The organism is Pseudogulbenkiania subflava DSM 22618 (assembly GCF_900177275.1).
GTDB lineage: Bacteria > Pseudomonadota > Gammaproteobacteria > Burkholderiales > Chromobacteriaceae > Pseudogulbenkiania > Pseudogulbenkiania subflava.
Genome location: NZ_FXAG01000004.1, coordinates 261,103 through 288,035, shown reverse-complemented (window position 1 = coordinate 288,035; position 26,933 = coordinate 261,103). Strand labels below are relative to the sequence as shown.

23 protein-coding genes are annotated in these 26,933 nt (G+C 61.5%); 13 read left to right on the top strand and 10 right to left on the bottom strand.

Annotated elements, in window-relative coordinates; all coding sequences use genetic code 11:
* The first annotated feature begins 87 nt into the window (after window positions 1-87).
* The 3 genes from B9N72_RS05995 (at window position 88) to B9N72_RS20645 (ending at window position 4,152) form a co-directional block, all read left to right on the top strand.
* Window positions 88-1,221, top strand: coding sequence for an AAA family ATPase (locus B9N72_RS05995; RefSeq protein WP_085275513.1), 1,134 nt, complete (start codon window positions 88-90; stop codon window positions 1,219-1,221).
* Window positions 1,218-3,455 carry a S8 family peptidase gene (locus B9N72_RS05990; protein ID WP_085275512.1) on the top strand — a complete coding sequence of 746 codons (2,238 nt, stop codon included), beginning with the start codon at window positions 1,218-1,220 and terminating at the stop codon, window positions 3,453-3,455. Before B9N72_RS05995 ends, B9N72_RS05990 begins: the two co-directional genes overlap by 4 nt.
* Before the next feature lie 178 nt (window positions 3,456-3,633).
* The gene (locus tag B9N72_RS20645; protein WP_143477760.1) at window positions 3,634-4,152 is read left to right on the top strand and encodes a hypothetical protein; all 519 of its coding nucleotides are present in this window, start codon (window positions 3,634-3,636) and stop codon (window positions 4,150-4,152) included.
* Between the two features lie 51 nt (window positions 4,153-4,203).
* On the opposite strand, the gene B9N72_RS05980 is transcribed toward B9N72_RS20645, so the two are convergent.
* From B9N72_RS05980 to fabI, 5 genes are all read right to left on the bottom strand, one after another.
* On the bottom strand, window positions 4,204-6,072 hold the full coding sequence (locus B9N72_RS05980; protein ID WP_085275510.1) for a TniQ family protein: 1,869 nt from the start codon (window positions 6,070-6,072) through the stop codon (window positions 4,204-4,206).
* Between the two features lie 131 nt (window positions 6,073-6,203).
* Window positions 6,204-7,175, bottom strand: a complete 972-nt coding sequence (locus B9N72_RS05975) for a TniB family NTP-binding protein (RefSeq protein WP_159453021.1) — start codon at window positions 7,173-7,175, stop codon at window positions 6,204-6,206.
* Window positions 7,168-9,012 carry a Mu transposase C-terminal domain-containing protein gene (locus tag B9N72_RS20640; RefSeq protein ID WP_143477759.1) on the bottom strand — a complete coding sequence of 615 codons (1,845 nt, stop codon included), beginning with the start codon at window positions 9,010-9,012 and terminating at the stop codon, window positions 7,168-7,170. Before B9N72_RS20640 ends, B9N72_RS05975 begins: the two co-directional genes overlap by 8 nt.
* Window positions 9,013-9,014: 2 nt before the next feature.
* The gene (locus B9N72_RS05960; RefSeq protein WP_159453020.1) at window positions 9,015-9,686 is read right to left on the bottom strand and encodes a TnsA endonuclease N-terminal domain-containing protein; all 672 of its coding nucleotides are present in this window, start codon (window positions 9,684-9,686) and stop codon (window positions 9,015-9,017) included.
* Between the two features lie 857 nt (window positions 9,687-10,543).
* A complete protein-coding gene (gene fabI, locus B9N72_RS05955) occupies window positions 10,544-11,332 on the bottom strand; it encodes an enoyl-ACP reductase FabI (RefSeq protein WP_085275506.1) in 789 nt (262 codons plus the stop codon).
* Between the two features lie 230 nt (window positions 11,333-11,562).
* Between fabI and B9N72_RS05950 the strand changes: the two genes are divergently transcribed.
* From B9N72_RS05950 to B9N72_RS05915, 8 genes are all read left to right on the top strand, one after another.
* The gene (locus B9N72_RS05950; RefSeq protein ID WP_085275505.1) at window positions 11,563-13,362 is read left to right on the top strand and encodes an extracellular solute-binding protein; all 1,800 of its coding nucleotides are present in this window, start codon (window positions 11,563-11,565) and stop codon (window positions 13,360-13,362) included.
* Window positions 13,362-14,417, top strand: a complete 1,056-nt coding sequence (locus B9N72_RS05945; RefSeq protein WP_085275504.1) for a microcin C ABC transporter permease YejB — start codon at window positions 13,362-13,364, stop codon at window positions 14,415-14,417. Before B9N72_RS05950 ends, B9N72_RS05945 begins: the two co-directional genes overlap by 1 nt.
* Window positions 14,414-15,433, top strand: a complete 1,020-nt coding sequence (locus B9N72_RS05940; RefSeq protein ID WP_085275503.1) for an ABC transporter permease — start codon at window positions 14,414-14,416, stop codon at window positions 15,431-15,433. The genes B9N72_RS05945 and B9N72_RS05940 overlap by 4 nt, the downstream gene beginning before the upstream one ends.
* A 1-nt stretch (window position 15,434) precedes the next feature.
* Complete coding sequence (locus tag B9N72_RS05935) at window positions 15,435-17,003, top strand: ABC transporter ATP-binding protein (protein ID WP_085275502.1); 1,569 nt, start codon at window positions 15,435-15,437, stop codon at window positions 17,001-17,003.
* A gap of 128 nt (window positions 17,004-17,131) precedes the next feature.
* Window positions 17,132-17,458: a thioredoxin TrxA gene (gene trxA, locus B9N72_RS05930; RefSeq protein ID WP_008954264.1), complete on the top strand. Its 327-nt coding sequence runs from the start codon at window positions 17,132-17,134 to the stop codon at window positions 17,456-17,458.
* A 124-nt stretch (window positions 17,459-17,582) separates the two neighbouring features.
* Window positions 17,583-18,839 (top strand): transcription termination factor Rho, encoded by a 1,257-nt coding sequence (rho, locus tag B9N72_RS05925; protein ID WP_085275501.1) that lies wholly within the window; start codon window positions 17,583-17,585, stop codon window positions 18,837-18,839.
* Window positions 18,840-18,902: 63 nt separating this feature from the next.
* Entirely contained in the window at window positions 18,903-19,544 is a 642-nt protein-coding gene (locus B9N72_RS05920; RefSeq protein ID WP_085275500.1) for a trimeric intracellular cation channel family protein, read from the top strand.
* A 5-nt stretch (window positions 19,545-19,549) separates the two neighbouring features.
* The gene (locus B9N72_RS05915) at window positions 19,550-20,167 is read left to right on the top strand and encodes a CoA pyrophosphatase (RefSeq protein WP_085275538.1); all 618 of its coding nucleotides are present in this window, start codon (window positions 19,550-19,552) and stop codon (window positions 20,165-20,167) included.
* 290 nt (window positions 20,168-20,457) lie between these two features.
* Here B9N72_RS05915 and nadC read toward each other — a convergent pair whose 3' ends face one another.
* On the bottom strand, window positions 20,458-21,300 hold the full coding sequence (nadC, locus tag B9N72_RS05910; protein WP_085275499.1) for a carboxylating nicotinate-nucleotide diphosphorylase: 843 nt from the start codon (window positions 21,298-21,300) through the stop codon (window positions 20,458-20,460).
* A gap of 113 nt (window positions 21,301-21,413) precedes the next feature.
* Between nadC and B9N72_RS05905 the strand changes: the two genes are divergently transcribed.
* A complete protein-coding gene (locus B9N72_RS05905; RefSeq protein ID WP_085275498.1) occupies window positions 21,414-22,091 on the top strand; it encodes an energy-coupling factor ABC transporter permease in 678 nt (225 codons plus the stop codon).
* Between the two features lie 2 nt (window positions 22,092-22,093).
* On the top strand, window positions 22,094-22,861 hold the full coding sequence (locus tag B9N72_RS05900) for an ABC transporter permease (protein WP_085275497.1): 768 nt from the start codon (window positions 22,094-22,096) through the stop codon (window positions 22,859-22,861).
* Window positions 22,862-23,053: 192 nt separating this feature from the next.
* On the opposite strand, the gene murB is transcribed toward B9N72_RS05900, so the two are convergent.
* The 4 genes from murB to B9N72_RS05880 all read right to left on the bottom strand — a co-directional run bounded on the left by murB (window position 23,054) and on the right by B9N72_RS05880 (window position 26,873).
* A complete protein-coding gene (murB, locus tag B9N72_RS05895; RefSeq protein WP_085275496.1) occupies window positions 23,054-24,082 on the bottom strand; it encodes a UDP-N-acetylmuramate dehydrogenase in 1,029 nt (342 codons plus the stop codon).
* A gap of 6 nt (window positions 24,083-24,088) precedes the next feature.
* Window positions 24,089-25,495 (bottom strand): MATE family efflux transporter, encoded by a 1,407-nt coding sequence (locus tag B9N72_RS05890; protein ID WP_085275495.1) that lies wholly within the window; start codon window positions 25,493-25,495, stop codon window positions 24,089-24,091.
* 77 nt (window positions 25,496-25,572) lie between these two features.
* A complete protein-coding gene (locus B9N72_RS05885; protein WP_085275494.1) occupies window positions 25,573-25,875 on the bottom strand; it encodes a hypothetical protein in 303 nt (100 codons plus the stop codon).
* 278 nt (window positions 25,876-26,153) lie between these two features.
* On the bottom strand, window positions 26,154-26,873 hold the full coding sequence (locus B9N72_RS05880) for a 3'-5' exonuclease (RefSeq protein ID WP_234985888.1): 720 nt from the start codon (window positions 26,871-26,873) through the stop codon (window positions 26,154-26,156).
* Between the last annotated feature and the right edge of the window lie 60 nt (window positions 26,874-26,933).

Sequence of the window (26,933 nt, the reverse complement as noted above, 5' to 3'; positions counted from 1 at the left end):
TTTTATCACTGCCATAATTGTAATTAGGCCGGTTATGGCGTTTTTTATATCCATAAAAATCAATGATTTGTGGATTTGGTGGTCTAAGTGATAGATAAAATTCAGGAATTGGTCCAGGTTGCGCGGTTCGGCGTTGCAGGCGATGTGGAGCGGGTGCGGATTCAGTTAATGCGGCTCATCCGTGCGCTTCGTGCTGAGCACGATCCGCTTGCCGAGGTGTTGCTCAAGATCATGTCGACGCCAGAGCTGCCATCCTCATTTGCCCCAACTCGTGGGGTAAAGCGTTCTTCGCCTTCAGGGATTGGACATGCTGTTCCCGTTGATATGGACAGTCGGTTGGAGTTGCTACGTGTCGAGGACCCGCCGCAGTTGCCGCATGAATCGGTTTGTAGTGCGGGTGTTGAGACTCAATTGCAGCGTGTCCTTAAGGAGCGGCGCGAAGTAGCCAAGCTCAAAAAGTTAGGGTTGGAGCCTTCACGTACTGTCTTGTTTACAGGGCCTCCGGGGGTTGGCAAGACAATGGCCGCAAGGCGTATCGCTGTTGAACTTGGAATGCCATTGCTGATTCTCGATTTGGCGACCGTTGTAAGCAGTTTTTTAGGGAAAACTGGGAATAACTTGAAACAGGCCTTCGAGTTTGCTCGTCGTCAACCATGTGTTTTTCTGCTCGATGAACTGGATGCTGTGGCTAAACACCGTGGAGATGATGCGGATATTGGTGAATTGAAGCGTCTAGTGACTGTGATCCTGCAGGAGATGGATTTGTGGCCTGCGGATAATTTGCTGATTTCAGCAACCAACCATGCACAGTTACTGGATCCTGCGGTGTGGCGCCGCTTCGATATTACAATTGAATTTCCTCGGCCAGAGGTTCAAGATCTGATTGCGTTGAGTCGTGCCATTGGAATGAAGGACGACCCTATGCCGGCCAAGTGGCATGGTGTGCTTGCCAATCTGATGGCAGGCACATCCCAAAGCGATTATGTGCGGCAAGTCGATCGATTGCGCCGAGCGATCGTCATTGGGGGGCGCGAAGAAGGTGAGCGGTTGCTGACTGAGATTGTGGAGGATCGCTCCACACAAATGGATAAGGCGGGCAGAAAGTTGTTGGCGTTAAGCCTAGTGCGCGATGTTGATTTATCGCAACGGGCTGCTGCACGAATGGCTGGCATTGCAAGAGAAACTCTTAGAACAGCATTGGTTGAGGACAAGGGGTTATGAGTGAAAAGGTGAACTTTATCTTGGGACGTGGCGAAAGTTTGGCGCTGCCTGTTGCTTATCAGAACCGTGATGGTCGCTCGGCTGCGCCCTACAGCTGGGAGGAGCAAAAAGACTATCTTTTGCCGTTACTGCAGGCTCAGACAGAGGCCATGGATGAGCTGCGTGCCGAAGTGTGCCCTGGCGATCAAGCTGTCTCAAAGTTCACCTTGCATCCCCAGTATTATTCGAGAAGTGCATTCCCGGAAAAGCTTCTCCATGATTTTGGACTCCGCCTGGTAGGGAGCAAACCGGTTAAAGTGAAACCGCGTGCCGGCAGGGGAAGTGACACTGCTGATGGAGCGCCTTCAACGGCGATTTTCGTGGCGGGACCTCGTACCGCGTTCAAAAACTTTGCTCTCGCTGCCAACAATATGACTCTGGAGCATCGGGGTGTTGAAGATCTCATCAAGCTTGAAAATGTCGAGCTCATGTCGAGCCATGATCGTTTGATGGGGACTATCGAACCGAACTCGGCACAAGAGCTGGAAATTGTTGTCCACTTTGATTCATATGCCGATTTCGAGTGGGAGCAAGCGTTCTTCGACTTCGCCAAAAAGGTTGGCGTTCAGGTAGATGCGGCACATAACTACCAGACACGGGGTCTTCTCTTCCTGCCCGCGACTGGTAATGCTGAGGCTGCACAGCAGCTTGCGGAGTTTTCCTTTATCCGGGCAATCCGGCCGATGCCAAAATTTCGCTTTCTTGAAAAGCCTGCCGTGATACGAGCAGCAACGCGGGCCTCCCATGTCTATCTGCCTACGGAAGGTCCGGTCGATCCGGATTGTACGGTCGCCGTTTTTGACGGTGGTTTACGGGCTGATCATCCTTTCGGCCCTTGGGCGACGTTGATTGAGCCTTCAGCGAGTGACCAGATTGGCGATCCAGTGCCGTCGTTTCAAGACCACGGCACTGCAGTGACCTCTGCTGTATTGTTTGGGCATGTGGAGTCAGGGCATCAGCCACGTCCTTATTGTGCTGTTGATCACTACCGTGTGCTGGGTGATAAGACCACTGACCGATCCCTTTATAGCGTAATGCTGTACGTGGACAAAATTCTCTCCCAGAGCAATTACGCCTTTGCTTCATTTAGCTTTGGGCCTTATGAGGTTGCTGGCGATGATCTTGTTACTGCATGGACTGCGATGCTGGATGATCATCTTGGCTCGGGTGATCTGCTGGCTACCGTTGCCGTAGGTAACGAGGGTCATCAGCCGTGGCCTCACTGCCGCATAATGATTCCAAGTGATAGCGTTAACGCCCTTGCCGTAGGCGCAAGCGATTCAATCGATGAGGGTTGGCAACGAGCTCCTTACAGCTCAATCGGTCCTGGACGCCATCCTGGAACCGTGAAGCCTGACGTTGTTTACTTTGGTGGAGTTGAGACCAACCCCTTCCGTTTCATCTTTCCTGGACCGGTGATTGCGGAAGATTGCGGGACGAGTTATGCCACGCCGGCCGTGATGCGCATTGCAACGGGTTTGCGTGCGTTTTTTGGCAGCGCACTGTCCCCATTGGCGATTAGAACATTGATGCTGCATTGTGCAACGTCTGATGGGCATTCTCGTGATGAGGTGGGTTGGGGGGCGGTCCCCACTGAAATATCGGATATCACGGTTTGCAAGGATGGCTCGGTACGAATTCTCTATCAGGGTAAGTTAAAGCCGGGCAAAGTGCTCCGTGCTCCGATTCCAATGCCGGAGCATCAATTAAGTGGAGAGGTGACTATCTCGGCCACGTTCTGCTATACCTGCGCGACTGATCCACATACGCCTGGAGACTACACTCGGGCTGGATTGGAGGTGACATTTCGGCCGCACTCGCAGAAGTTCGACAAGGATCCTCAGTACCCGGCATCCTGTAGCTTCTTTAAACGATACGCTCGAAGTAACGAACAGGATTTGCGGTTTGATGCCCATAAGTGGGACACCGTTATGCATAACTCCGTGACCAAACGGGGATCCTCTTTGTTCGAGCCAGTCTTTGACGTGCACTACTTGGCGCGCAAACCCGGTGAGGCAGCCAGTCCCTACGATGCCGTGCAGCTTTCATATGCTCTTGTCGTAACGGTGCATAGTCCCAAAACCGGGGATTTGTACGACAAAGTACTGGCTCGCTTTGCCAACCGACTTTCAGTGATCAGGCCAAGATTGGAACTGCCGATCCCAGTCGGTACGACAGTACGTCGCGGCGAATGAGTGGGGTTGATAAACAGGATGAGGGGGCAAGGTACTGGACGTTGACTGGCATGCCCGGCTGGTTTAGCCCCATGATGTGTAGGCCGTTGTTATCGCAGGCCGACATAGTCGGGCAGAAATTTTTAAGGCTTTTCCTGTCCTGTGCTCAAATATCCATTCCGTATATCACGGTGACCTTATGGATCATGCTGTCGCAACAATAATCGCCGAAGTACTCAACCAGCGGGGTTTCATCCTTCATGATGATGTGGATGCCAGAGTCCCAGTGCTCGAAGGTGGCTTCGCTCGCTTCCTTCAAGAAAACGAAAACCAGCTGCGGCACTGCGGCTACACCGGCGGCAATCTGAGTGATTGGTCGAGTAGTTTCCGTTACAAAGCTGAAGGCGTGTGGTCCTATGGCGTGGTTGACGATGATTGGTACTGGGATGAGCAGCACCTCAACGATGCTCTGATTGACTCCTACGTGTTCTCCATCTGCGAAGGCTGGCTGCAACGGTCGGGGCTGCTGGTCCGTCAGCTTCGTCCTCTCATGCTCAGTGTTCTGTTTACCTGTTCTTGTGGCAATGTCAGCAAAGTCCCGTGGGAAGAGATTGAAAGCGCTGTGCTTCCGACCAAGCCACTGTTCAAACTCACCGGGTGTTGTCGTGCATGCGGCAAGATGAAGATCCCGGTCGAGCGGACCGTCGAAGCGTTCTAGCCCAGACCAATGTGTTTGCCGAATGGTGGTTAACCCAGTGAGCAATCACCTTCAGACAACCTCCGAGACAGGCAAGAGTTCTGAAACGTCCTCCCTCCGAAAAACGTAACAACAGCTTTTGTTGATCCAGGGGCCCGCAACAGGCTCAGCCCCGCGATGCATGACAGCCGCCGCCGCATGGGTAAGGTCATGCCCGGTGAGCTGCGCCAGTTCCTTGCCCCACAGGTACTTCTCTTTCAGTTCTACCAAGGTTGCCCGGCGTATCCCGGGGATGTGCCGGCCGAAGCAGTAGAGCCGATGATCATCCAGTGGCAACAGTCCGGCCTGAACGAAACAGTAAAAGGTGGTGTCGTCGATATGCAGGAATTTGGCTGCATCAGGGATACTCATCAGCTCCTGCTCCACATGCAATTGGTCGAACCAGCACCGGAATTCCGACCGGTGCAGCAACAGTGCCCGTACCCCTGACTGACCCGGATCTCTCCCGGTAACGTTCAATTCTCCTCTCATCAGGGCCGTAATCAGCCGTAAGAAATTCTCATCCCCCCGCAGCCACTGCTTGCCGATGCGCCAAACACTGATCAGGTCCGTGCTTTCCGCGTAGTGATGGCATTCGTCATGGCTGAGGCTGGCCAGGAAGGCATTGATGTCTTTGCCGTAGAAGGGGAGGTATTTGGTCGTGTGACCTTTATCCGGATGGGCAGGGCGCAGTAGCCTGTGCTGTACCAACAAGCGGATGCGTGGCGGGCTGATCCGCAGAATCTTGGTCGCTTCTATCAGTGGAATTTCCGCACCCTTGTGCCGCTTGAGCATCTGGACACTCGTACGGTCGACGATGAGCTGTTTGCGACCCTTGGTGGTGGTCAAGAAGGAGCCTTGCAACTCGCCTTCAGCAATGAGCATTTTCAGACGCTGCATGCTGATACCCAGGGTCTTGGCGGCTTCGGTGCCTGACATCAAGGGATGTTCGTGTTTGAGCTTGCCGGCATAGAGCAAAGCGCCTCCCCAGCGCTCATGGACATACCGTTCGAACGCTTCCTGGAGGAAATGCATTTCCGGATGCTTGAGCAAACGGAACAGTGCCTGGTGGAGTACGCCCAGATGGATGTGCAAGGCGGCGGTGCAGCCTTGGGCTCCTTTGCTGAAACGATCCAGGAAAGAGTGGAACCCCGTGGGCCAGTCATCCAGGATCGACATGGCCATGGAAACAAGGGGCAGTACAACCCGAATCTCGCCGTGATGGGGGATCTTCTGTGGTTTGACGGCGTCGGCATGGAAAAGATAGGCCCCGAAGAACCACAGCAGCGAGCACAGCTGCCCGAGCTGAAGATCGGCAATCGGGGCCGATGTATGTGGCGCGCTCGCATGGTTCTCGACGCTGCCATTGTCTAACGAGCGTTTCAGCGCAAGAGCCAGGTAGTGGGCGCTATCCAAGGCTGGTTGTGTCGCCGGCAAACCCTGCGTGAAACGGAGATCCTGGCCACATTGGCAGTGGGTGAGATCGCCTGACGACCACAGAACATGCCGGCCACAAGAGGAGCAGCGATCCAAGAGTAGAAGACCGTGTGCATTGCAGGCTGTGACCAGGGTGAGGCTCCAGTTCGCTCTCCAGTAGGCCTGTTCACGTAGACATAGCGGACACCAACGACGATGGGAGCGCTGCCAGAAGGTGGCAGTCAGCCCTTGCTCCCACTCCTGTTGTTTTGCCTGCCATGCGGGGGCTGGGCCGCGTAACGTCGAGAGTAGCTGTGCGTCGTGGCCGGTTATCTCAGATAGCGAAGGTGACAATGCCTGGCGAGCCGCGTAATGGTGCAGGCCGCGCAAGCTTTGGAGCCCGTTAACCCTGGACAACCGCAGGCAGTAGCCGAAGACGCTTTCCTCCATGAAGGGTTTGGGGTGCAGTAACAGCTGCCGGGTCATGAGTGCTTACTCCCGTAAGGCAGGCTGTCTAGCCCACCAAGCGCAGTTGTGCCGAACATGGCAGAACGAAGTGACCATGTTCAGGAAGGGGAAAAGGGCCCCCCGCCATGGGAGGCCGAAGCCAGAACGAATTACACCGTGGCGATGGATCGAGTGTTCTTCCGTGTGAACCGGGTCGGCTCGAAGGGCTCGCCAGCCTGGTTCAGGCGTCTGAACGTGAACGCCGGGTTGAACGGGTTCAGTTCGTCCAGCCCCTGACTCCAAACGTAGCGAGAGAAGGACTGCTCGAGCAACTGGTCGTCAAAGGCCGTCGCACCGGAACGAATCATGAGTTCCAAGGCGCCGAGGATGACTTTCGACACATACCCAAGTAGCCCATTGCTGGCATAGTGCATCCGTCTCACACGTTCCCACTCCGCCAGTCCCCACAGCGTGCGCCCTTGGTTGATCTGCGTGTCCCAAGCATGCAGGATGTCGCGGAACAGAGCCTTCTCCCTAGCTTCCTTGAAGCCAATTGGGGACAGCGTCACCCTGGCGGCGAACCGACGCCGCAGCTGCTCGTTCGAGCGCAGAATCAGCTCGCACTCGGGCAGTCCAGACAGCACCGTTGGGATGGCGACGGTATCGATCAGAATCTTGAGCCACTCGGTCACCTCCTCGATGGTTTTGCGGCCGGAATCGACGAAATGGTGGAACTCGTCGAGAAACAGCATTTCCGTCCGGCATCCCTTGAGCAACTGCACCACCTGGTTGGTTTTTTCCTGGGCACTTCCCCGCATCTGCAGTGTGGCTCCTAGAGCAATCAGAATCGCCTCGGCGAGACCACGCACCGTCGGGTTGGCTGGAACACGGACGTACACGATCGGGAGATACTGCCCCTCCTCGGTCAGTCTGGTCGGATGCCTGCTTGCAAACGTGCGTAACACCGAGCTTTTGCCGGTCCCGGAGTCCCCAACCAGCAGTAGATTCCGCGGTGCCGCTCCGTCGAGCCAGAGCTGGTGGAAATCCGCCAACCGGTCAAGCGCCGCGGCAAACGCAGGGTGCAGAACCTGGATGTGCTCTGCCTTGCGGAGGTCGGTGATGGAGTAGGGAGCGTTATTCATGGCCATCCTCCTCTGTATCGGGGGCGATGCTCAGCGTTGCCAGTGTAGAAGGCAGCTGGTTGCCGCCGGTTGGTGGAGACCAATTTTCGGGCTGTTCAACCGTCAGCGAGGAGCGTTTTATTACTGCCGCCGAATTGCTGCCGCGGGTGCGTGCAGCCTTCTTGCGTTCGGACAGCTTTTTGCTCTGCACCAGTTGCCCCACGACGTCCTGCATGTGTGCTTTGGCTTTCGCCAGAGCCAGCGGGTCGGTGGTTTTGAGACCTTCGGTTCGTAGCGCTTTCTGGATCAGCTTGTGCTGGTACAGATGCAGGCCGTCTGCGTACTCGGGTGTCAGGCACGGGACAAGGATTGGCTCCCTGGTGGATGGGTGCAACATGTTGATCGACCCAAGGTCATCAGGGTCGTAGCGAACCTGCACTTTAAGCCGATCACCGAACTGCTTCCGCACTACAAGCAGATCCTCGTTGTTGTAGCGCAGACCATGTAGCTCGATGCCGGCATGTCCTAAGATTCGTTCCTCCTGCTGGGACAGGATGAGCGAGAGCCGCTCGGTCGAGATAGTTCGCAGCGTGGCCAACTCCTGGCCAGCCTTCCAGGCAACATACGGGGTCTGCTTGATTCCACGGTGGTAACTCTGACTGTAAACGTCGACGATCCATACGTGCAGTGCGTGAATCAGCTCTGACATCGTGACTAACCCCTCCCTTAGCGGGTCGTAGCCGTAGCGGTCGAACCAATTGGCGAAGCTAGTGCCGGGTAATAGGTGGGCGAACTGCTCGGCCAGCGAGCGCAGCGAGCGTTCGACCATCGGTTTGAACCATGGGGTACGCGGCGGGCAGAACTGGTAGTGAATGCCGAGCTCGTAGGTCGCGCGCAACAGGTCTTTGGCGTGGAATTCAAGACCATTGTCGACTACTGCCATCATCGGAATGCCATGGCAAGGCCAGTCGTTGACGATGTCGGGATAGCGCTCACGCACATATCCCTTGCCTTCGATCGAGTGCTTCAGACAGCGGAACACGGCATCGATGCTTGGTGGGGCGAAGGAGATATAGAAGCCGAGGATCATGCGCGAGTAGCAATCGATGATCCAGCTCACATATGGTCTGCCCAGCACCAACAGCGTTTCCTCGTCGACCACAAACAAGTTGAGCGGGGTGTGATCGATCTCGACTCGCTCAAGCGGATAGCTGGCAGTCGGTGTGATACCACTATGGCGATACTTTTTGCGCACGTACTCCCGGCCGTAGCGAGCCAGATCGACGTCGTACTTGGGGAGCGAACGGACGTAGCGTCGAACCGTGGAGTAGGAAGGGAGTGGTATCTGCGCGTCGGTCGATCGACTCGTGTTGGCTTGTGCAATCAAGACGATGATTGCATCGTGGAGCGTCCGAATCGATTTGCGCTGTTTGGTCAGATAGACCTGTTGCGTGGCCTCTTCAAGCAGGGCCGAAAGTTCGCCCCCACCGTGCAGTGTGCGACTCCCCCTGGCATGGAGTTTCGGAAGCAGGGCGCGCAAATCGCCGTCGAACTGCAGAAACAGTTTATGCCAGCGATAAAGGGTGATCGCTGATGGTGGTTTCGGATCGCCGATTCGCAGGGCAATGCGCTTGATCAGTTCCACAAGCAGGGGCTTGGCATAGCTGATGCAAGGGCGATGCGCCGCCAGCGCGTCAACATAGGCCCGTCGCCGGAGTGCCGCCTCCTGTACGTTTGCTGGGTAGCTCTCGAAAGGCCTGCCTGGAAGTGCATGCTCCGCAGCAGAACCCTGTGAGTAGATGATGGAAGTTTTGGAGGAGGGGGCTTGAGCCCCCTCCAGTGCCTGAAGGGGTCTCATGATCAAGCCCTCCGGACTAGCGAGGCATCGGTGAGATCTGTTTTGCGAAGATCGGTCGCAATCAAGCCCTGGGCAAGTACAGCAAGTACAGTGTGGCGACAACCGATCCGGCGTACTAGCTCGCCGAGCCTCATGTTACCTAGGCGCAGATGCCCCAGGATCTGGCCGACCACCATGGGCGAAATAATCCTGTGCCTGTGACGTTCGAGCAAAGACATGTTGCGTTGCAAAATCGGTGAGCGAAGGATGTCCTCCGAGAACACGGCAAAGAGCACATCGGCGGCCTCAAGCACTTCCCTGATCGCCTTGAAGCGGCGTTGGTTGTACTCAGAGTCAGCATCCTTCTTCCATTTGATTTCCACGACAGCACGCCGCCCGTCGCGTAGGTGCAACAGGTAGTCCGGGGTGTAGGTGAGGAATTCACCATCCAGCCTGTACTCCATGGTGAATGGCTCGCTGACAATCATGACGACCTGCGATGCAAGATCGAACATACGAAGCCCATCTCTGGACAGCCCCGATTCGTAAGGAATAGTGCCGTCTACCCCTTTGCTAGACTGATGTAGCCCGCGGTATGAGTGGCCGTGAAGGTGGTATGCATCACGAACAGGGATCAGGTTGTTGAGTTGCGTGATGACCTTAGTGGCCAGTTCGTCGAGGTTAAAGCTGATCATCTTGTACTCCCTCTCGGTCATCGCAGGACGTACGATGCCCCTCTCGCGACCGAGCTGCTAAAAAAATGTCGTAGGAATACCTTGACTGGCGGGGAGCTTGAGACGATACTTGGCTTGTCTGAGCAGTACCGTGTGGGTTTCCACGCGCAAGTGAGCAGGGCATTCCAGTTTGGGGTGTCCTGTTTTGCTATCTAGAGCTAGCAGACAGAACAGGGCGGCAATAGCCGGGCACTGGTTAGTTCATCGTCATTCCCCCTCCTGAAGTTGTCGTTTCCAAAAATTCCTCTACCACCTCTCAAGATAGTTCTCTGCAGCCCTGATTCCTATGTTTGATGGGCCTTCGAGGTGTGTGCTATCAAGTTCGGAAACCGAGTCTAGCCCAGTTAATAAGTCGGCATTCCTTTGAAAAGAGGGGTAAAACCGGGTTTTTCGGATTTTGAGTGTATTTTCACTCATGGAAATGTATTGAAATCTCCCTTTAATTCGACCTTGTAAGCCTTGTCTAATAGCCGGTAGGGAAAATTCTAGAGGGATTCGTTAATCTTCATGCAGCTGAAATCACCCTGAATTCGGGTTTTTTCGCCGTTTAGTGTTTGGAGCCAGGGTGGACTGATTTGAGGTTTTGAATGGTTGACCTTGAAGTCTGGGCCAAGGGGGAGATGAGGCAGAGAGGAAAAACGAAAGGCACCTCAATTGCGAACGAATTGATGTGCCTTTCGGGGATGGTGCGTCGGCTTTGGAAAACCTAACTTTTCAGTGGGTTAGGTGGTTCCTCAGGGTGCACTAAGTTGGTGCGGTTTCATTATCTGTGCGCAGAGTTTTCAGTTTCTGTGCACCCCTACAGCACCTCAAAGTCCTTACTCTTCCGGCACGTTCATCGAGTTGATGTTGAAACCGCCGTCGACGTAGGTGATCTCGCCGGTGATGCCGGAGGCCAGGTCGGACAGCAGGAAGGCGGCGGTGTTGCCGACTTCTTCAGTGGTCACATTGCGGCGCAGGCAGGACTGATTGGCGGCGATCGACAGCAGCTTGGAGAAGCCCGAGATGCCGGAGGCGGCCAGGGTCTTGATCGGGCCGGCGGAAATACCGTTGGCGCGGATGCCGTCCTTGCCGACACTGGCGGCCAGGAAGCGCACAGAGGCTTCCAGGCTGGCCTTGGCCAGGCCCATCACGTTGTAGTGCGGGATGGCGCGCACGGCGCCGAGGTAGGACAGGGTCAGCAGGGCGCCTTTGCGGCCCTTCATCATCGGGCGGGCGGCCTTGGCCAGCGCCGGGAAGCTGTAGGCGGACACGTCGTGGGCGGTCTGGAACGCTTCGCGGCTCAGTGCGTCGAGGAAGTCGCCTTCCAGCGATTCACGCGGGGCAAAGGCGATGGCATGCACCAGGCCGTCGAGGCCGTCCCAATCCTTGCCCAGGTCGACGAACAGTTGCTCGATGTCGGCATCGTTCTGCACGTCGCAGCGGTAAACTAGTTTGCTGCCGAAGTCGGCGGCCATTTCCCGCACACGGTCTTCCAACTTGTCCACCACGTAGGTGAACGCCAGTTCCGCGCCTTCGCGATGACAGGCCTGGGCAATGCCGTAGGCGATGGAACGGTTGGAGATCATGCCGGTAATAAGAATCTTTTTGCCTTGCAGGAAGCCCATCTTGAGTCCTTCACGGTGTAAACAGGGCCGCATTATAACCAAGGCTGTGCCCTGCCTGACAGTCGGACGAGGCTGTCAGGCCGATTTTTTTGGTTTTCAAGCGCGGTAGCCTAGGGTAAAACAGCGACAGCATGCCGTCATGGCACCGGGAACTGCGCTGGGTGACGACGGTTCAGAGCATTCTCGGGCCGGCCCGCCAGGGGGCGGCTGGATCAGAACAAGAAGGTGACATGCGTATTTTGCTGCTGATAGGGGTGGTGGGGGCGTTGCTGGCCCGGCTCGCCGTGGGAGCGCCGGCGCTGGCGCTGGGCTACGCGCCGAAATACCCGCCGAACTTCACTCATTTCGATTACGTCAATCCGGCCGCGCCCAAGGGCGGGCGGCTGGTGCTGCCGGCGCAGGGCAGTTTCGACACGCTCAACCCGTTCACCCTGAAGGGCGACAAGGAGGCGGGGGTCGGGACGCTGGTGGTGGAGACGCTGATGACGCAGGGCGAGGAGGAGCCGTTCACCGTTTACGGGCTGCTCGCCGACGACATCCGGCTGGCCGACGATGGGCTGTCGGTGAGCTTCCACCTCAATCCGCGCGCGCGCTTCTCCAATGGCGACAAGGTTACGGCCGAGGACGTCAAGTTCTCGTTCGACATGCTGACGCGCGATCCGACCGCCTCGCCGTCGTACCGCTTCTACTGGGCCGACGTGGCGCGCGCCGTGGTGCTGGACCCGGCCAATGTGCGCTTCGACTTCAAGCGCCGCAATGCCGAACTGCACCTGATCATCGCCCAGCTGCCGGTGTTCTCGCGCAAGTGGCTGCCGCCGGGTACCAAGCTGGGCGACCGCGTGCTGCAACCGCCGATCGGTTCCGGCCCCTACCTGCTGGAGCAGTACGACGAGGGCAAATTCTCCCGTTTCCGGCGCAACCCGGCCTACTGGGCGGCCAACGAGCCGGTGCGGCGCGGCATGTACAACTTCGACACCATCCTCTATCGCTATTACAAGGACGAGACGGCGCGGCTCGAGGCGTTCAAGGCCGGGGAGTTCGACTTGTCGGTGGAAAACGTCGCCAAGCAGTGGGCGCGCGGCTACCTCGGCAGCAAGTTCGAGGATGGCCGTATCGTCAAGAAGACGCTGCCGCACGGCAGCTCGGCGGGGATGCAGGGCTTCGTGTTCAATCTGCGCCGGCCGCTGTTCCGCGACAAGCGCGTGCGCGAGGCGCTGGCGCTGGCGTTCGATTTCGAGTGGACCAACCGCCAGCTGTTCTACGGCCAGTACCAGCGCAGCGACAGTTACTTCACCAACAGCGAATTGGCGGCCAAGGGGCTGCCGGGGCCGGACGAGCTGGCGCTGTTGAACCCCTTGCGCAGCAAGCTCGACCCCGAGGTGTTCGGCCCCGCCGTGGAGCCGCCGCAGGTGACAGGGCGCTACGGCGTGCGCACCAACCTGCGCCGCGCACGCGAACTGTTCTACCAGGCCGGCTGGCGCTATGAGGGCGGGCGCCTGGTGAACAAGCAGGGGCGGCCGTTCGAGTTCGAGTTCCTGTCCTACTCGCGCACCTATGAGCGCATCGTCGCCTCGTGGCAGAAGCATCTGGCCAAGCTCGGCATCACGCTGACGGTGCGGGTGGTCGACCCTGCCATCTACCAGCGGCGTCTGAACGATTTCGACTACGACACCACGGTGGTGGTGTACGGCGCCAGCCAGAGTCCTGGCAACGAACAACTGGGCTATCACGGCAGCGAGGCAGCGCGCACGCCTGGCTCCAGCAACTGGGCGGGGCTCGCCGACCCGGCGGTCGACGCGCTGTTGCAGAACTTCCTGCACTTCAAGACGCGGCGCGACCTGATCGCCGCCAGCCGGGCACTCGACCGCGTGTTGCGTGCAGGCCGCTATGTGGTGCCGAACTGGCACATTCCCTACCACCGGGCAGCGTGGTGGAACCGCTTCGGCCAACATTCCCGCCTGCCGCGCTATTACGACGCCACCAGCTGGGCGATCGAAACCTGGTGGGCCAAACCGCAGGAGGCACGCTGATGTGGCATTACATTCTCAAGCGCTTGCTGCTGATGATTCCGACCCTGGTGGGCATCCTCGCCATCACCTTCGCCATCATCCAGTTCGTGCCCGGCGGGCCGGTGGAGCAGATGGTGCAGCAGCTGACCCACGCCGGCGTCGCCGGCGAGGCGGCGCAGGGTGGCGGCAACAGCCCGTTCAAGGGCCGTGCCGGGCTGAGCCCGGAGGAGCTGGCCACGCTCAAGGCGCAGTACGGCTTCGACAAGCCGGCGTTGCAGCGTTTCGGCGACATGCTGGTGAAGTTCTCCCGCTTCGACCTGGGCGAGAGCTTCTTCCACCACGAATCGGTCTGGGCGTTGATCGTGTCCAAGCTGCCGGTGTCGATGAGCATCGGGCTGTGGAGCTTCTTCATTACCTACCTGGTGTGCATTCCGCTCGGCGTCAGCAAGGCGGTGCGCGACGGCTCGCCGTTCGACCTGTTCACCAGCACGGTGATCCTGGTCGGCTACGCCATTCCCGGTTTCGTGCTCGGGGTGGCGCTGCTGGTGTTGTTCGGCGGCGGCAGCTTCTGGCAGCTGTTCCCGCTGCGCGGCCTGGTCAGCGAGAACTGGGCCGATCTCGGCCTCGTCGACAAGGTGCTCGACTACCTGTGGCACATCACGCTGCCGGTGACCGCCTCGGTGGTGGGCAACCTGGCGGTGATGACGATCCTGACCAAGAACGTGTTCCTCGAGGAAATCCGCCGCCAGTACGTCTACACCGCGCGCGCCAAGGGGCTGTCGGAGCGGCGCATCCTGTACAAGCACGTGTTCCGCAACGCGCTGATTCCACTCATCACCGGCTTTCCGGCGGCCTTCATCGGCGCTTTTTTCAGCGGCAGCCTGCTGATCGAGACGCTGTTCTCGCTCGACGGCCTGGGGCTGCTGTCGTACGAGTCGGTGATCCGCCGCGACTACCCGGTGGTGATGGGGTCGCTCTACGTGTTCACGCTGATGGGGCTGGTGGCCAAGCTGCTGTCGGACCTGTCTTACGTGCTGGTCGACCCGCGCGTGAGCTTTGAGGAGGGCGGGCAATGAGTCTGACTCCCGGCCAGCGTGCCTGGCGCCGTTTCAAGGCCAATCGCCGCGGCTACGTCAGCCTGTGGCTGTTTTCCATTCTGTTCGTGCTGACGCTGGGGGCGGAACTGTTGTCCAACGACCGGCCGCTCGTGGTGCGCTATCAGGGCGAGTTCTACTATCCGGTGCTGTTCGACTACAACGAGACGGTGTTCGGCGGCGACTTCGACACGCCGGCCGACTACCTCGACCCCTACATCCGCGACCGGCTCTCCGCCAACGGCAACTTCGCCGTGTTCGCGCCCAACCCGTACAGCTACAACACGCTCAACTACTTCGCTAAGGCTCCCAACCCGGCGGCGCCGTCCGCCGCCAACCTGCTCGGTACCGACGACCGCGGACGCGACGTGCTGGCGCGGCTGATCTACGGTTTCCGGCTGTCGGTGCTGTTCGCGCTGGCGCTGACCGCGGTCGGCACGCTGGCTGGCGTACTGCTGGGGGGGCTGCAGGGTTACTTCGGTGGCCGGCTCGATTTGATGCTGCAACGGGTGATCGAGATCTGGGGCAGCCTGCCCGAGCTCTATCTGCTGATCATCCTGTCGTCGTTCTTCAACCCCAGCCTGACGCTGCTGTTGGTGCTGCTGGCTCTGTTCGGTTGGATGGGGCTGGCCGACTACGTGCGCGCCGAGTTCCTGAAGAACCGCCAGATGGACTACGTGCTGGCGGCGCGCTCGCTCGGGCTCGCCAACCGCCAGATCATGTGGCGCCACGTGCTGCCCAACAGCCTGACGCCGGTGCTGGCCTTCCTGCCGTTCCGCGTCAGCGGCGCCATCCTGGCGCTGACCAGCCTCGACTTCCTCGGCCTGGGCGTGCCGGCCAGCACGCCGAGCCTGGGCGAGATGCTGGCGCAGGGCAAGGACAATCTCGACGCCTGGTGGATCGCGCTATCCACCTTTACCGTGCTGACCGTCACGCTGCTGTTGCTGATCTTCATCGGCGAGGGGCTGCGCGCGGCACTCGATACACGCAAGGGCTGACATGGACCCATTGTTGTCGGTAGAAAACCTGCACGCTCGTTTCGGTTCCCGCGCCGCGGTGCGCGGCGTGAGTTTCAGTGTGCGCGCCGGCGAGAAGGTGGCGCTGGTGGGTGAGTCCGGCTCCGGCAAGACCGTCACCGCGCAGGCGCTGATGCGCCTCAATCCGGACGTGACGCTGTCCGGCACCGTCCGCTTCAACGGCGAAGAGCTGCTCAGCGTGCCTGAACGCCGCCTGCGCCAGCTGCGCGGGCGCGAGATGGCGATGATCTTCCAGGAACCGATGTCGGCACTCAACCCGGTGTACACCATCGGCAACCAGATCATCGAGACCTTGAGCCAGCACTTCGGGCTGGCACCGCGCGCGGCGCGGCAGCGCGCCATCGAACTGCTGGCGCGCACCGGCATCCCCGACCCGGAAATCAAGGTCGATGCCTATCCCTTCCAGCTCTCCGGCGGCCAGCGTCAGCGCGCCATGATCGCCATGGCGCTGGCCTGTCAGCCCAAGCTGCTGATCGCCGACGAACCCACCACCGCGCTCGACGTCACGGTGCAGGCGCAGATCCTCGCCCTGCTCGACGAACTGCAGCGCGACCTCGGCATGGCGGTGCTGTTCATCACCCACGATCTCAATCTGGTGCGGCGCTTCGCCGACCGCGTGGCGGTGATGAAGGACGGCGAAGTGGTCGAAACGGGGACGGTGGCCGAGGTGTTCGACCACCCCGAGCACCCTTACACGCGCGAGCTGCTGGCGAGCCGTCCAGACACCCTGGACGACGCCCCCGGCCAGGCCGAGCCGCGGCTGCAAGCCGAGTCGATCCGGGTCGCCTTCAGCCGCCGCCGCGGCTGGTTCGGCAAGACCGTCACCCCGGTGCTGCACGGCATCAGTCTCAGCGTCCCCGCCGGGCGCACCCTCGGCATCGTCGGCGAGTCCGGTTCCGGCAAGACCACGCTCGGGCTGGCGCTGACGCGGCTGATCGAGGCGGAAGGGCAGGTCACGCTCGACACGACCCGACTCGACACGCTCAGTGGGCAGGCCCTGCGCGCCTCGCGCCGCGACTACCAGGTGGTGTTTCAGGACCCGTTCGCCTCGTTGTCGCCGCGTTTGACCGTCGGCCAGATCGTGGGCGAGGGGGTGGCGCTGCACTTTCCCGAGCTGGACGAGGCGGCGCGGCGCCAGCGCGTGCTCGACACCCTGACCGAAGTCGGCCTCGCTGCCGACAGCGTCGACCGCTACCCGCACGAATTCTCCGGCGGGCAGCGCCAGCGCATCGCCATCGCCCGCGCCCTGGTGCTGCGCCCCAAGCTGATTCTGCTCGACGAGCCGACCAGTGCGCTCGACGCCACGCTGCAAAAACAGGTGCTGCAATTGCTGCGCCGGCTGCAGCACAAGTACGGACTGAGCTACCTCTTCATCAGTCACGACCTGGCGGTGATCCGCGCCGTGGCGCACGAGGTGCTGGTGCTGAAGGACGGCAAGGTGGTCGAGGCCGGGCCGACGCGGCGCGTGTTCGAGGCCCCCGGTCAGCCCTACACCCGCGATTTGCTCGCGGCGGCCCTGCTGGGGGCTTGAAAGCACGGTGTCCAGCCTCATTATCATTGGCATGAAGCCGGTAGGGTTGCCCCTGGGGGCCGTGCTTGCTACCATCCCTTGTGCCATGCCGTTTGCCGGCAACAAGACAAAACCATAGAGAGGAAGATATGAGCGATCTGATCCAGCACGTGACCGACGATTCTTTTGAGCAGGACGTACTGAAGGCCCAGGGCCCGGTGCTGGTCGACTACTGGGCCGAGTGGTGCGGTCCGTGCAAGATGATCGCCCCTATCCTGGACGAAGTGTCGAAAGAGTATGACGGCCGCCTGAAAGTGGTGAAACTGAACATCGACCAGAACGAGCAGACTCCGCCGAAATTCGGCATTCGCGGCATCCCGACGCTGATGATCTTCAAGGACGGCAACGTGGTTGCCACCAAGGTCGGCGCGCTTGCCAAGAGCCAGCTGACGGCGTTTATTGACAGCCACATTTAAACCGCCTATCCTTCTGTCAAATTCTTCACCAGCGGGCGACATCACTGTCGCCCGCTCCGTATCCGCTTCACACTCCTTGTCGAGCACTCCCGCTTAATCCGTATTCGAGTCGACCACGGCTGCCATGCACTTATCTGATCTAAAACACCTTCCTGTTACCGAACTCGTTGAAAAGGCCATTGCCAACGAGATCGACGGCGCCAACCGCCTGCGCAAGCAAGACCTGATTTTTGCCCTGCTGAAGAACCAGGCCAAGAAAGGCGAGAGCATTTACGGAGACGGTACGCTGGAGGTGCTGCCGGATGGTTTCGGTTTCCTGCGCAGCCCGGATACCTCGTACCTGGCCGGCCCGGACGACATCTACGTCAGCCCGAGCCAGATCCGTCGCTTCAACCTGCATACCGGCGACTCGATCGAGGGCGAAATCCGTACTCCCAAGGACGGCGAACGCTACTTCGCGCTGGTGAAGGTGGACAAGGTCAATGGCGGCCCCCCGGAGAACGCCAAGCACAAGATCCTGTTCGAGAACCTGACGCCGCTGTTCCCGACCGAGCGCCTGGTGCTGGAGCGCGACATCCGCGCCGAAGAGAACATCACCAGCCGCGTGGTCGATCTGATCGCGCCGATCGGCAAGGGGCAGCGCGGTTTGCTGGTGGCGCCGCCGAAGTCCGGCAAGACCGTGATGCTGCAAAACCTGGCGCATGCCATCACGGCCAACCATCCTGAAGTCGAGCTGATCGTGCTCCTGATCGACGAGCGTCCGGAAGAAGTGACCGAGATGACCCGCTCGGTGCGCGGCGAAGTGGTGTCGTCTACCTTCGACGAGCCGGCCACGCGTCACGTGCAGGTCGCCGAGATGGTGATCGAAAAGGCCAAGCGCCTGGTCGAGCACAAGAAGGACGTGGTCATCCTGCTTGACTCGATCACCCGTCTGGCCCGCGCCTACAACACCGTGATCCCGGCCTCCGGCAAGGTGCTGACCGGTGGTGTCGACTCCAACGCGCTGCAGCGTCCGAAGCGTTTCTTCGGCGCCGCGCGCAACGTGGAGGAGGGCGGCTCGCTGACCATCATCGCCACCGCGCTGATCGATACCGGCTCGCGCATGGACGACGTGATCTACGAGGAGTTCAAGGGTACCGGCAACATGGAGATCCACCTCGACCGCCGCATGGCCGAGAAGCGCATCTTCCCGGCGATCAACATCAACCGCTCCGGCACCCGCCGCGAAGAGCTGCTGATCCCGCAGGACCAGCTGCAACGCATCTGGGTGCTGCGCAAGCTGCTCTACCCGATGGACGATCTCGAGGCGATGGAATTCCTGCAGGACAAGATGCGCGCGACCAAGAACAACCTCGCGTTCTTCGATTCGATGCGTCGCTGAAGCGACCGCCATTCACCAGCAACGCCGGGCTTTCGAGTCCGGCGTTTTGTTATGAGTAAAGCCATGGAACTGAGTCGTTTTGCTTCCATGCCATGGTTCGCCGGCATCGGCACCGTGGCCTTCGCCTTTTCCGGCTACCTGGTCGGGGTGCGCAAGCAGCTCGACCTCTTGGGTATCCTGATCGTGGCACTGTTGACCGCCATCGGCGGAGGCATCCTGCGCGACGTGCTGGTCAGTCGCATCCCGCTGGTGTTCTATGATTACACTAACTTGATCGTCATTGCGGCGACGTTGCTGCTGTCCTGGCTGGCGGGCCTGCACCGGCGCGAGAGCGCCACCTTCGGCCGGTTGTTCCTGATCGCCGATTCGATCGGCCTGGTGGCGTTCAGCATGAGCGGCGCCCAGGTCGGCCTGAGCCTGGATCTGAATGCCTTCGGCGTCGTGCTCCTGGGTTTCGTCACCGCCGTGGGGGGCGGGGTGGTGCGCGACATGATGGTCAACGATATCCCCTTTATCCTGCACCGGGACTTCTACGGCATGGTGGCGATTCTGATTGCCGCCGCCCTGTTTGCCATGGATGCCTTGGGGACGGTGAACGTTTTGACGCTGCAGCTACTCTTTATCCTGGGGTTGGGCGTGCGTCTGCTGGCGCACTGGCGCGAATTGGCCCTGCCCAAGGTTCGTAGCGGAAGACGCAGGGGGTGAGCGAGATGTTTCCGAGCGATGTGGAAGACGCCAGGCAGTGGATCCGGTCTCGCCTGGCCGGCGACTGGGAAACCATTGTGGGCGGCGATCTGCCGCAGCGGCCCGCTACTGGCGCGGAGCGCCCGGCCGCGGTGCTGGTGCCCTTGGTGTGGCACGCCGAGGCGCCGGCGGTGTTGCTGACACGGCGTAACGACATGCTCTCAACGCATGCCGGGCAGGTCAGCTTTCCCGGTGGCAAGATCGATCCGCACGACCCGAGCGCGGTGCACGCGGCGCTGCGCGAGGCTCGGGAAGAGGTCGGGTTGGCCGAAGCCGGCGTCGAAGTGTTGGGCATACTGCCCGACTACATCACCATCACGTGCTTCCGGGTGACGCCGGTGGTCGGCCTGCTGGTCCCCCCCCTGGCGCTGGCGCCCGAGCCGTCCGAGGTGGCCGAGGTATTCGAGGTGCCACTCAAGCTGGTGCTGGACCCGCGCCAGTACGAACGTCACAGCTACGTGCGCGACGGCATGGCCGGCGTCTACCTGTCCCTGACCTACGGCCCGCATCGTGTCTGGGGGGCCACCGCAGCCATGCTGCGGCAGTTGTCCGCCATCCTCAACCCCGACGCAGCAGCACTCTGATCAGGATTCGTCGCCCGGAAGCCGCCCTCGACGTGTAACGAGCGAGTGTCAGATGGAGTGCAGCGCAACCCATCATTGATGGGGTTCGGCTGCGGAAGCCTTCACTTATCCTAACGTGCGTTGAGCTGTTAACCCCCCCCCCCGCACAGCGGTCTTGGCTAGGCATGCGGGCGCAGAAAACGAGGTGCAGCCGAAGTTTCTGCAACGCTACATGCAAGTAGTACGGCAAGCGCTCGCGTGTGAGTCTGCACGCGAGCATAACAACACCAAGCGGGTTTTGTTAGCCGCTCTCAGAGCTGGAAGCGCATCGACAGGTCGATTGCCTCGACGTCCTTGGTCAGCTTGCCGATCGAGATGCGGTCGACGCCGGTTTCGGCGATCGCCCGCACCGTCGCCAGCTCGACCCCGCCCGAGGCTTCCAGCTGGGCGCGCCCGGCGCTCAGGCGTACCGCTGCGCGCATGTCGTCCAGCGACATATTGTCGAGCAGCACCAGCTTGGCGCCGGCTTCGAGCGCTTCGTCCAGTTCTCCCAGCGTTTCCACTTCCACCTGCACGCTGACGCCGGCCGGCGCCAGGCGGCAGGCCTGCTCCAGCGCCTGGCGGATGCCGCCGGCGGCCATGATGTGGTTCTCCTTGATCAGGATGCCATCGTAGAGGCCGATGCGCTGGTTGTCGCCACCGCCCACGGTGACGGCGTACTTCTGCGCCAGGCGCAGCCCCGGCAGCGTCTTGCGGGTGTCGAGGATGCGCGCGGCGGTGCCGGCCACCACGTCGACGTAGCGCCGGGTCAGGGTCGCCACGGCCGAGAGCAGCTGCAGGAAGTTGAGCGCGGTGCGCTCGGCGGTGAGCAGGGAGCGCGCCGGGCCGGCAATCTCGCACAGCACGGTATTGGCCGTGACGCGCGCGCCTTCCTCGACTTTCCAGTCGATGCGGCAGCGCGCGTCGACCTGGCGGAAGGTTTCCTCGAACCAGGCCTGCCCGCAGACGACCGCCTCTTCGCGCGCCAGCACCGTGGCTCGGCCGCTGGCGTGGTCGTCGATCAGCATGGCGGTCCAGTCGCAGCCGCCGATGTCTTCGGCCAGGCTGAGGCCGACTTGTTGGGCGATGAGATGATGAGGGGGCAGGACTGGCATCGGGCATTCTCCGTAAAAGGCGTATTGTAACGGGCCGCCGGGGTGTTGTGGCGGCAGCGGGTCGACCGCGTCTGGTATGATGAAGTAATTCACCTCGCCGTCATCGCCACGTCATGAATCTGCCCGCCGCTTTCTTTCCCCTCTGGGTGCAATGGTCGACCCTGCTGGCGGCGTTGGGGCTGCTGGGATGGGCGGCGAGCCGCGTGCGCTGGCGGGGGCTCGACCACGTCGCGCTCAACGCCTGGCTTGGGGCCTGTGTGCTGACCATGGCGATGTGGATGATGAAAGGCGGCCTCAAGCCCGGGCTGTCCTTCCACCTGCTGGGCGCGGCCATTCTGACCTTGATGATGGGGCACTGGCTGGCACTCCTGGCGCTCGCCATCGTGCTGGCGGGGGTGACGGCCTACGGTGCCGGCGACTGGCTGGCGCTGGGGTTGAACTTCTGGCTGATGGCGGTGCTGCCGGTGACACTGGTGAGCACCGTGCTGCGCCTGACGCAGCGCCTGTTGCCCCCCAACCTGTTCATCTACGTGTTCGTCGGCGCGTTCCTGGCCGGTGGCGCCAGTCTGTTCGCCACCGGGCTCGCCGGCATCGCGGTGCTGGGGATGGCGGGCGCCTATCCCTGGGACGAGTTGCTGTCGGAGGCGCTGCCGTTCTACTTTCTGCTGTCCTGGTCCGAGGCCTTCACCTCGGGCCTGATCATGGCGATACTGATCGTGTACCGACCGCGCTGGGTGGCGACCTTCGACGACAGTCGCTACCTCGACGACAACTCCGACCCGGGAGCCTGAGCATGCTGCCTCGCCTGTCGCTGCGCTTCATTCCGGTCTGGCTGCGTAATTTCCTGGTGTGGAAGAAGCTGGCGGCGCCGTCCATCCTCGGCAACCTGGCCGACCCGATGCTGTACATGCTGGGCCTGGGTTTCGGCATCGGCAGCCTGCTGCCGTCGATCGGCGGCGTGCCGTACATTCAGTTCCTGGCCGCCGGGACGGTGTGCTACAGCACCATGAACAGCGCGACCTTCGAGGCGCTGTACTCGGCGTTTTCGCGCATGCACGTGCAGAAGACCTGGTCGGCCATTATCAATGCGCCGTTGACGGTGGACGACGTGGTGCTGGGCGAGTGGCTGTGGGCGGCGTCGAAGAGCGTGCTGTCGGGGCTCGCCATTCTGCTGGTGATGGGGCTCCTGGGGCTGATCAAGAGCCCGCTGGTGCTGTGGATCGTGCCATTGATCGCGCTGTCCGGGCTGGCGTTTGCCGGCATGGGGCTGGTGGTGACGGCGCTGAGCCCGAGCTACGACTTTTTCATGTATTACTTCACGCTGGTGGTCAGCCCGATGATGCTGATTTCCGGCGTGTTCTACCCGGCCGAGAACCTGCCCGGCTGGATTCGCGCCGTGGCCGAGGTGCTGCCGCTGACCCACGCCATCCGTCTTGCCCGGCCGCTGGTCAACGCGACCGTGCCGCCGCTCATCTGGCCCAGCCTGCTGATCCTGTTGCTCTACGCCGTCGTGTCGTTCTCGCTGGCGGTGATACTGACGCGGCGACGCCTGCTCCGGTAGGGCGGATGCCCCGAGCTGTGTGAGGGGCGATCCGCCGATGGCCGGCGTGGTGTCGGCCTTAGAACCCGTTCCCGATCTTGCTGCGCATCTCTGATCGGGGCTCATGATCCTCATGGACTCCAGTACATTCCGGTTCCTGTGCTGCTCTTCACCCCGCTGAGGGATGCTCGCGACTGACCGTGAACAAGGTTCTTACAGCACCAGCGGTTCCGGCTCCAACTGCACGCCGTAACGTTCCTTCACCGTCGCCTGCACTTTCTGCGCCAGGGCCCAGACTTCCTTGCCGCTGGCGTGGCCGTAGTTGACCAGCACCAGCGCCTGGCGCGCGTGCACGCCGGCGTCGCCCTCGCGGTAGCCCTTCAGCCCGGCACGGTCGATCAGCCAGCCGGCGGCGAGCTTGGTCTTGCCGACGCCCGCCGGGTAGTGCGGCAGGTCGGGGTGATGTGCCAGCAGGGCTTCGGCCAACCCCGTGTCGATGATCGGGTTCTTGAAGAAGCTGCCGGCGTTGCCGAGCTGGGCCGGGTCGGGCAGCTTGGCCGTGCGGATGCGGATCACTGCGTCGCTGACGTCGCGCGGCGAGGCACCGTCCGCCTTGCCCATCGCCGCCAGCTCCTTGCCGATGTCGCCGTAGCCTGTGTGCAGCGTTGGCCGTTTGCTCAGGCGGTAGCGTACTGCGCTCACCAGCAGGCGGCCGTTCATTTCGTGTTTGAACACGCTGTCACGATAGCCGAAACGGCACTCGGCATTGGCGAGAATGCGCAGAGCCCTGTTGTCGTGCAGGTCGGCGCAGACCACCTCGGTCAGGCAATCCTTCACCTCGACGCCGTAGGCACCGATATTCTGGATCGGGCTCGCGCCCACGGTGCCGGGGATCAGGCTCAGGTTTTCCAGCCCTGCCCAGCCTTGCGCCAGCGTGTGCTGCACGAAGCCGTGCCAGTTCTCCCCGGCGGCGGCCTCGACCACCACCTCGTCGTCGTTCTCGCTCAGTACCGTGATGCCGCTGAGCGCCACTTTCACCACCAGCCCGGGGTAATTCCCGGTGAACAGCAGGTTGCTGCCGCCGCCCAGCCACAGCACCGGTCCGCGCCGGTAGGGCTCGCTTGCCAGCAGTTCGGGCAGCCGGGCCAGGTCGTCCAGCTCGCAGAACGTCGCGGCACGCACGTCCATGCCGAAGGTGTTCAGCGTTTTGAGGGGGTGGTCATGATGAAAAACAAGGCTCACGGCGGTTCAGCTTTCGGTGTGTTGACGGACCAGACGGCGGCGACTTTCGCGCGACAGGTAGCCTACCAGCAAAAACGCCGCCACGCTCAGGCTGAATACCAGCGCCGCCCAGAAGCCCTCGATGCCCATGGGCAGGGTGAGGAAGGGCAGCGGCCAGTCGGTTAGCCCCAGCACCATGCCGAGCCCCAGTCCCAGCCCCCAGAACGACACCACGTGGATGATCATCGGTGCCGTGGTGATCTTGTAGCCGCGCAAGGCGCCGGAGGAGATGGTCTGGGTGGCGTCGGTGAGCTGGAACACGGCGGCGAAGAATAGCAGGCCGGTGCCGATGCGGATCACCTCGGGGTCGGTGGTATAGAGCCGGATGATGTCTTCGCGCAGCGTCAGCATCAGCAGCATGGTCAGCCCCGCCAATACCAGCCCGGTCAAGAGGCCGGTGCCGGCGGTGAAGCGCGCCCGGTGGTAATCGCCGGCACCGACCGCCTGGCCGACACGCACCGACATCGCGGTGGAGATGCTCTGCGGCAGCATGTAGATGATGCTGCTGACATTGATCACCGCCTGGTGGCTGGCCACCACCGTGGTACCGAGCTTGGCCACCAGGAAGGCGATGAACGAGAACAGGCTGACCTCGAAGAAGAACGACAGCCCGATCGGCAGTCCCAGTTTCAGCATGGCGCCGTAGCGCGACCAGTCCGGCCAGCTCCAGCGGTCGGTGAAGGCGTAAGGACGGAAATGGCGGTGCAGCGCGACATAGCCCAGCAGCGCCAGGAAGTTGAACCACAGCGCGGCGGCGGTGGCCCAGCCGCAGCCGGCGCCACCCATCGCGGGCAGGCCGTACAGGCCGTGGATCAGGGCGTAGTTGAGCGGGATGTTGAGCAGCAGCGCCGCCACGCCGACCAGCATGATTGGCTTGGGCCGGTTGAGGCCGGAGGCGAAGGCGTGCAGGGCGCGCTGCATCAGGGCGGCGGGCAGTCCCAGCGCCACGCCGTCGAGGAACAGCATCACCTTGTCCTCGACGTCGTTCGACAGCGTCAGGCTGTCGCGCAGCCAAGGTTGGCCGAAGATCATCAGCGCGCTGCCGATCAGGCCGAGGAACAGGCAGAACCACATGCCTTGGCGTACCGTCTCACCGATGGGCTCGCGCTCGCCGGCGCCGAACTGGTGCGCGATCAGCGGGTTGAGCGCGGTGGCGATGCCGACCAGAGTCACGTACACCGTGATGAAGACGCTGGAGCCCAGGGATACCGCGGCCAGGTCGTTGGTGCTGACGCGGCCGGACATCACGGTATCGACGAAGCCCATGGCAACGTGGGCGATCTGGGCCACCATGATGGGGAGTGCCAGCGCGAGAATATGTCGGGCTTCCGCGACGATTTTGGTGCGCGGTTCCCGACTCAGTCCGAATAGCATGACGGGGCCGAAGGGATGAAAACCGGTCAGTATACGGTCATCCCACCGGGGCGTCGTTACAGCGGTGAGACACCGAATTACGCGAAACGGGCCGGCGGATGGCAGCGCAGGTCGCAGCTGATGACGAGGGCGCTGCCGAAACGGGCGTTGATCACCAGGGCGTCGGGCAGGGTGACGTCGGCCAGTTCCAGCAGGTGTTCCTGCCGGCGCAAGGGGTAGCCGCGCTGGTGCGCGAACTGCGACAGCTGCTCGAGCGTGGCCAGGTGATCGGTGTGGGCGGCGCTGGCCGCCAGGGTGCCCTTGAGCGTGGATTGGGTCGGAGCGGTGTGGCCGGCGTCGTAGGCGAAGTCGCGGCAGCTGTCGTTCTGGCAGTCGTACATGGCGTATTCCTTCAGGTTGGGCGCTGTGGCGTGCCCGGAACCCTTGCCAGGCGACGCTTTAGCAGGATTTTTGAGCGCCCTGCAAGTTGTCATTAACTCGGCGCTAATACGGTATGGCGGATTGTTATGGCGGGCGGGGAGGAAAGCAGGCAAGAAAAAACCCGCTTGCCAGAGGCCAAAGCGGGTTTTGTCGCACGCTTTAGCTGGAATTTATCGGCGCCCCGCAAGCTGTATCAAATCGGCGCATGCAAAAAGATTACCCGGCGTTCGGGCGGGTGTCAACCCTCGGTCGGTGGCCATGCGGCGAGGAAGTCACGCCAGTGCGGGGCGGCCTGTTGTCCGACCCAGCCGCGTGCCTGCGCCACGGCGTCCCGGTAATCGGCGGCGTCGAGCGTGCCCTGCACCAGGCGATCGCGCTGGAACAGCAGGTAGGTGGCCATGGCTTCGATATCGCAGCGCGCCTGGATTTCGCCGAGACGGCCCGCCCGATAGGCCTCCCACGGGTTGCCGCCCGCCACCACCGGCAGGGCGGGAAAGCCGCACAGCCGGGCCATGTCGTCGAGCGGGATCGTGGCGTAAGGAAGCGCCGCGAGGCCGCTTTGCGCCGTACCCTCCGCGAACCAGTGCGGCGGCAGGGTAATGCCGTTGATCAGGGCGCGGTAGCGCAGCAGCGGCAGGGCGAACGCCGCACCGCTCCAGCTGGTGACGCAAGGCGCATGCTGCGCCACCTGGGCGAACAGGGCCTGCAGCAGCGCGGCCTCGTCGGCGTCGCCGCCGGAGTGGCAAGTGATCTCGTCGCCCAGCCGCAAGGTCCAGGAGACGGCAACGATGCGCTGCAGGTGAAGCGGCATGCCATCCTCGCCGCTGCGGGCGCGCTGGCGTTGCAAGGCGAATTCGGCGACGTCACTGTCAGCGATGTCGGCGGCAAAACCGTACAGGGTGCGGATGCCGGCCACGTCCGGAATGGTGGCGAGGGCGAAAGCGAGAATAGGGGTCACGGTGGGGCCGGCCTGCAGCAATGGAAACGGCTGAATTCTAGGTGGGCGGGGCGGCCAGGG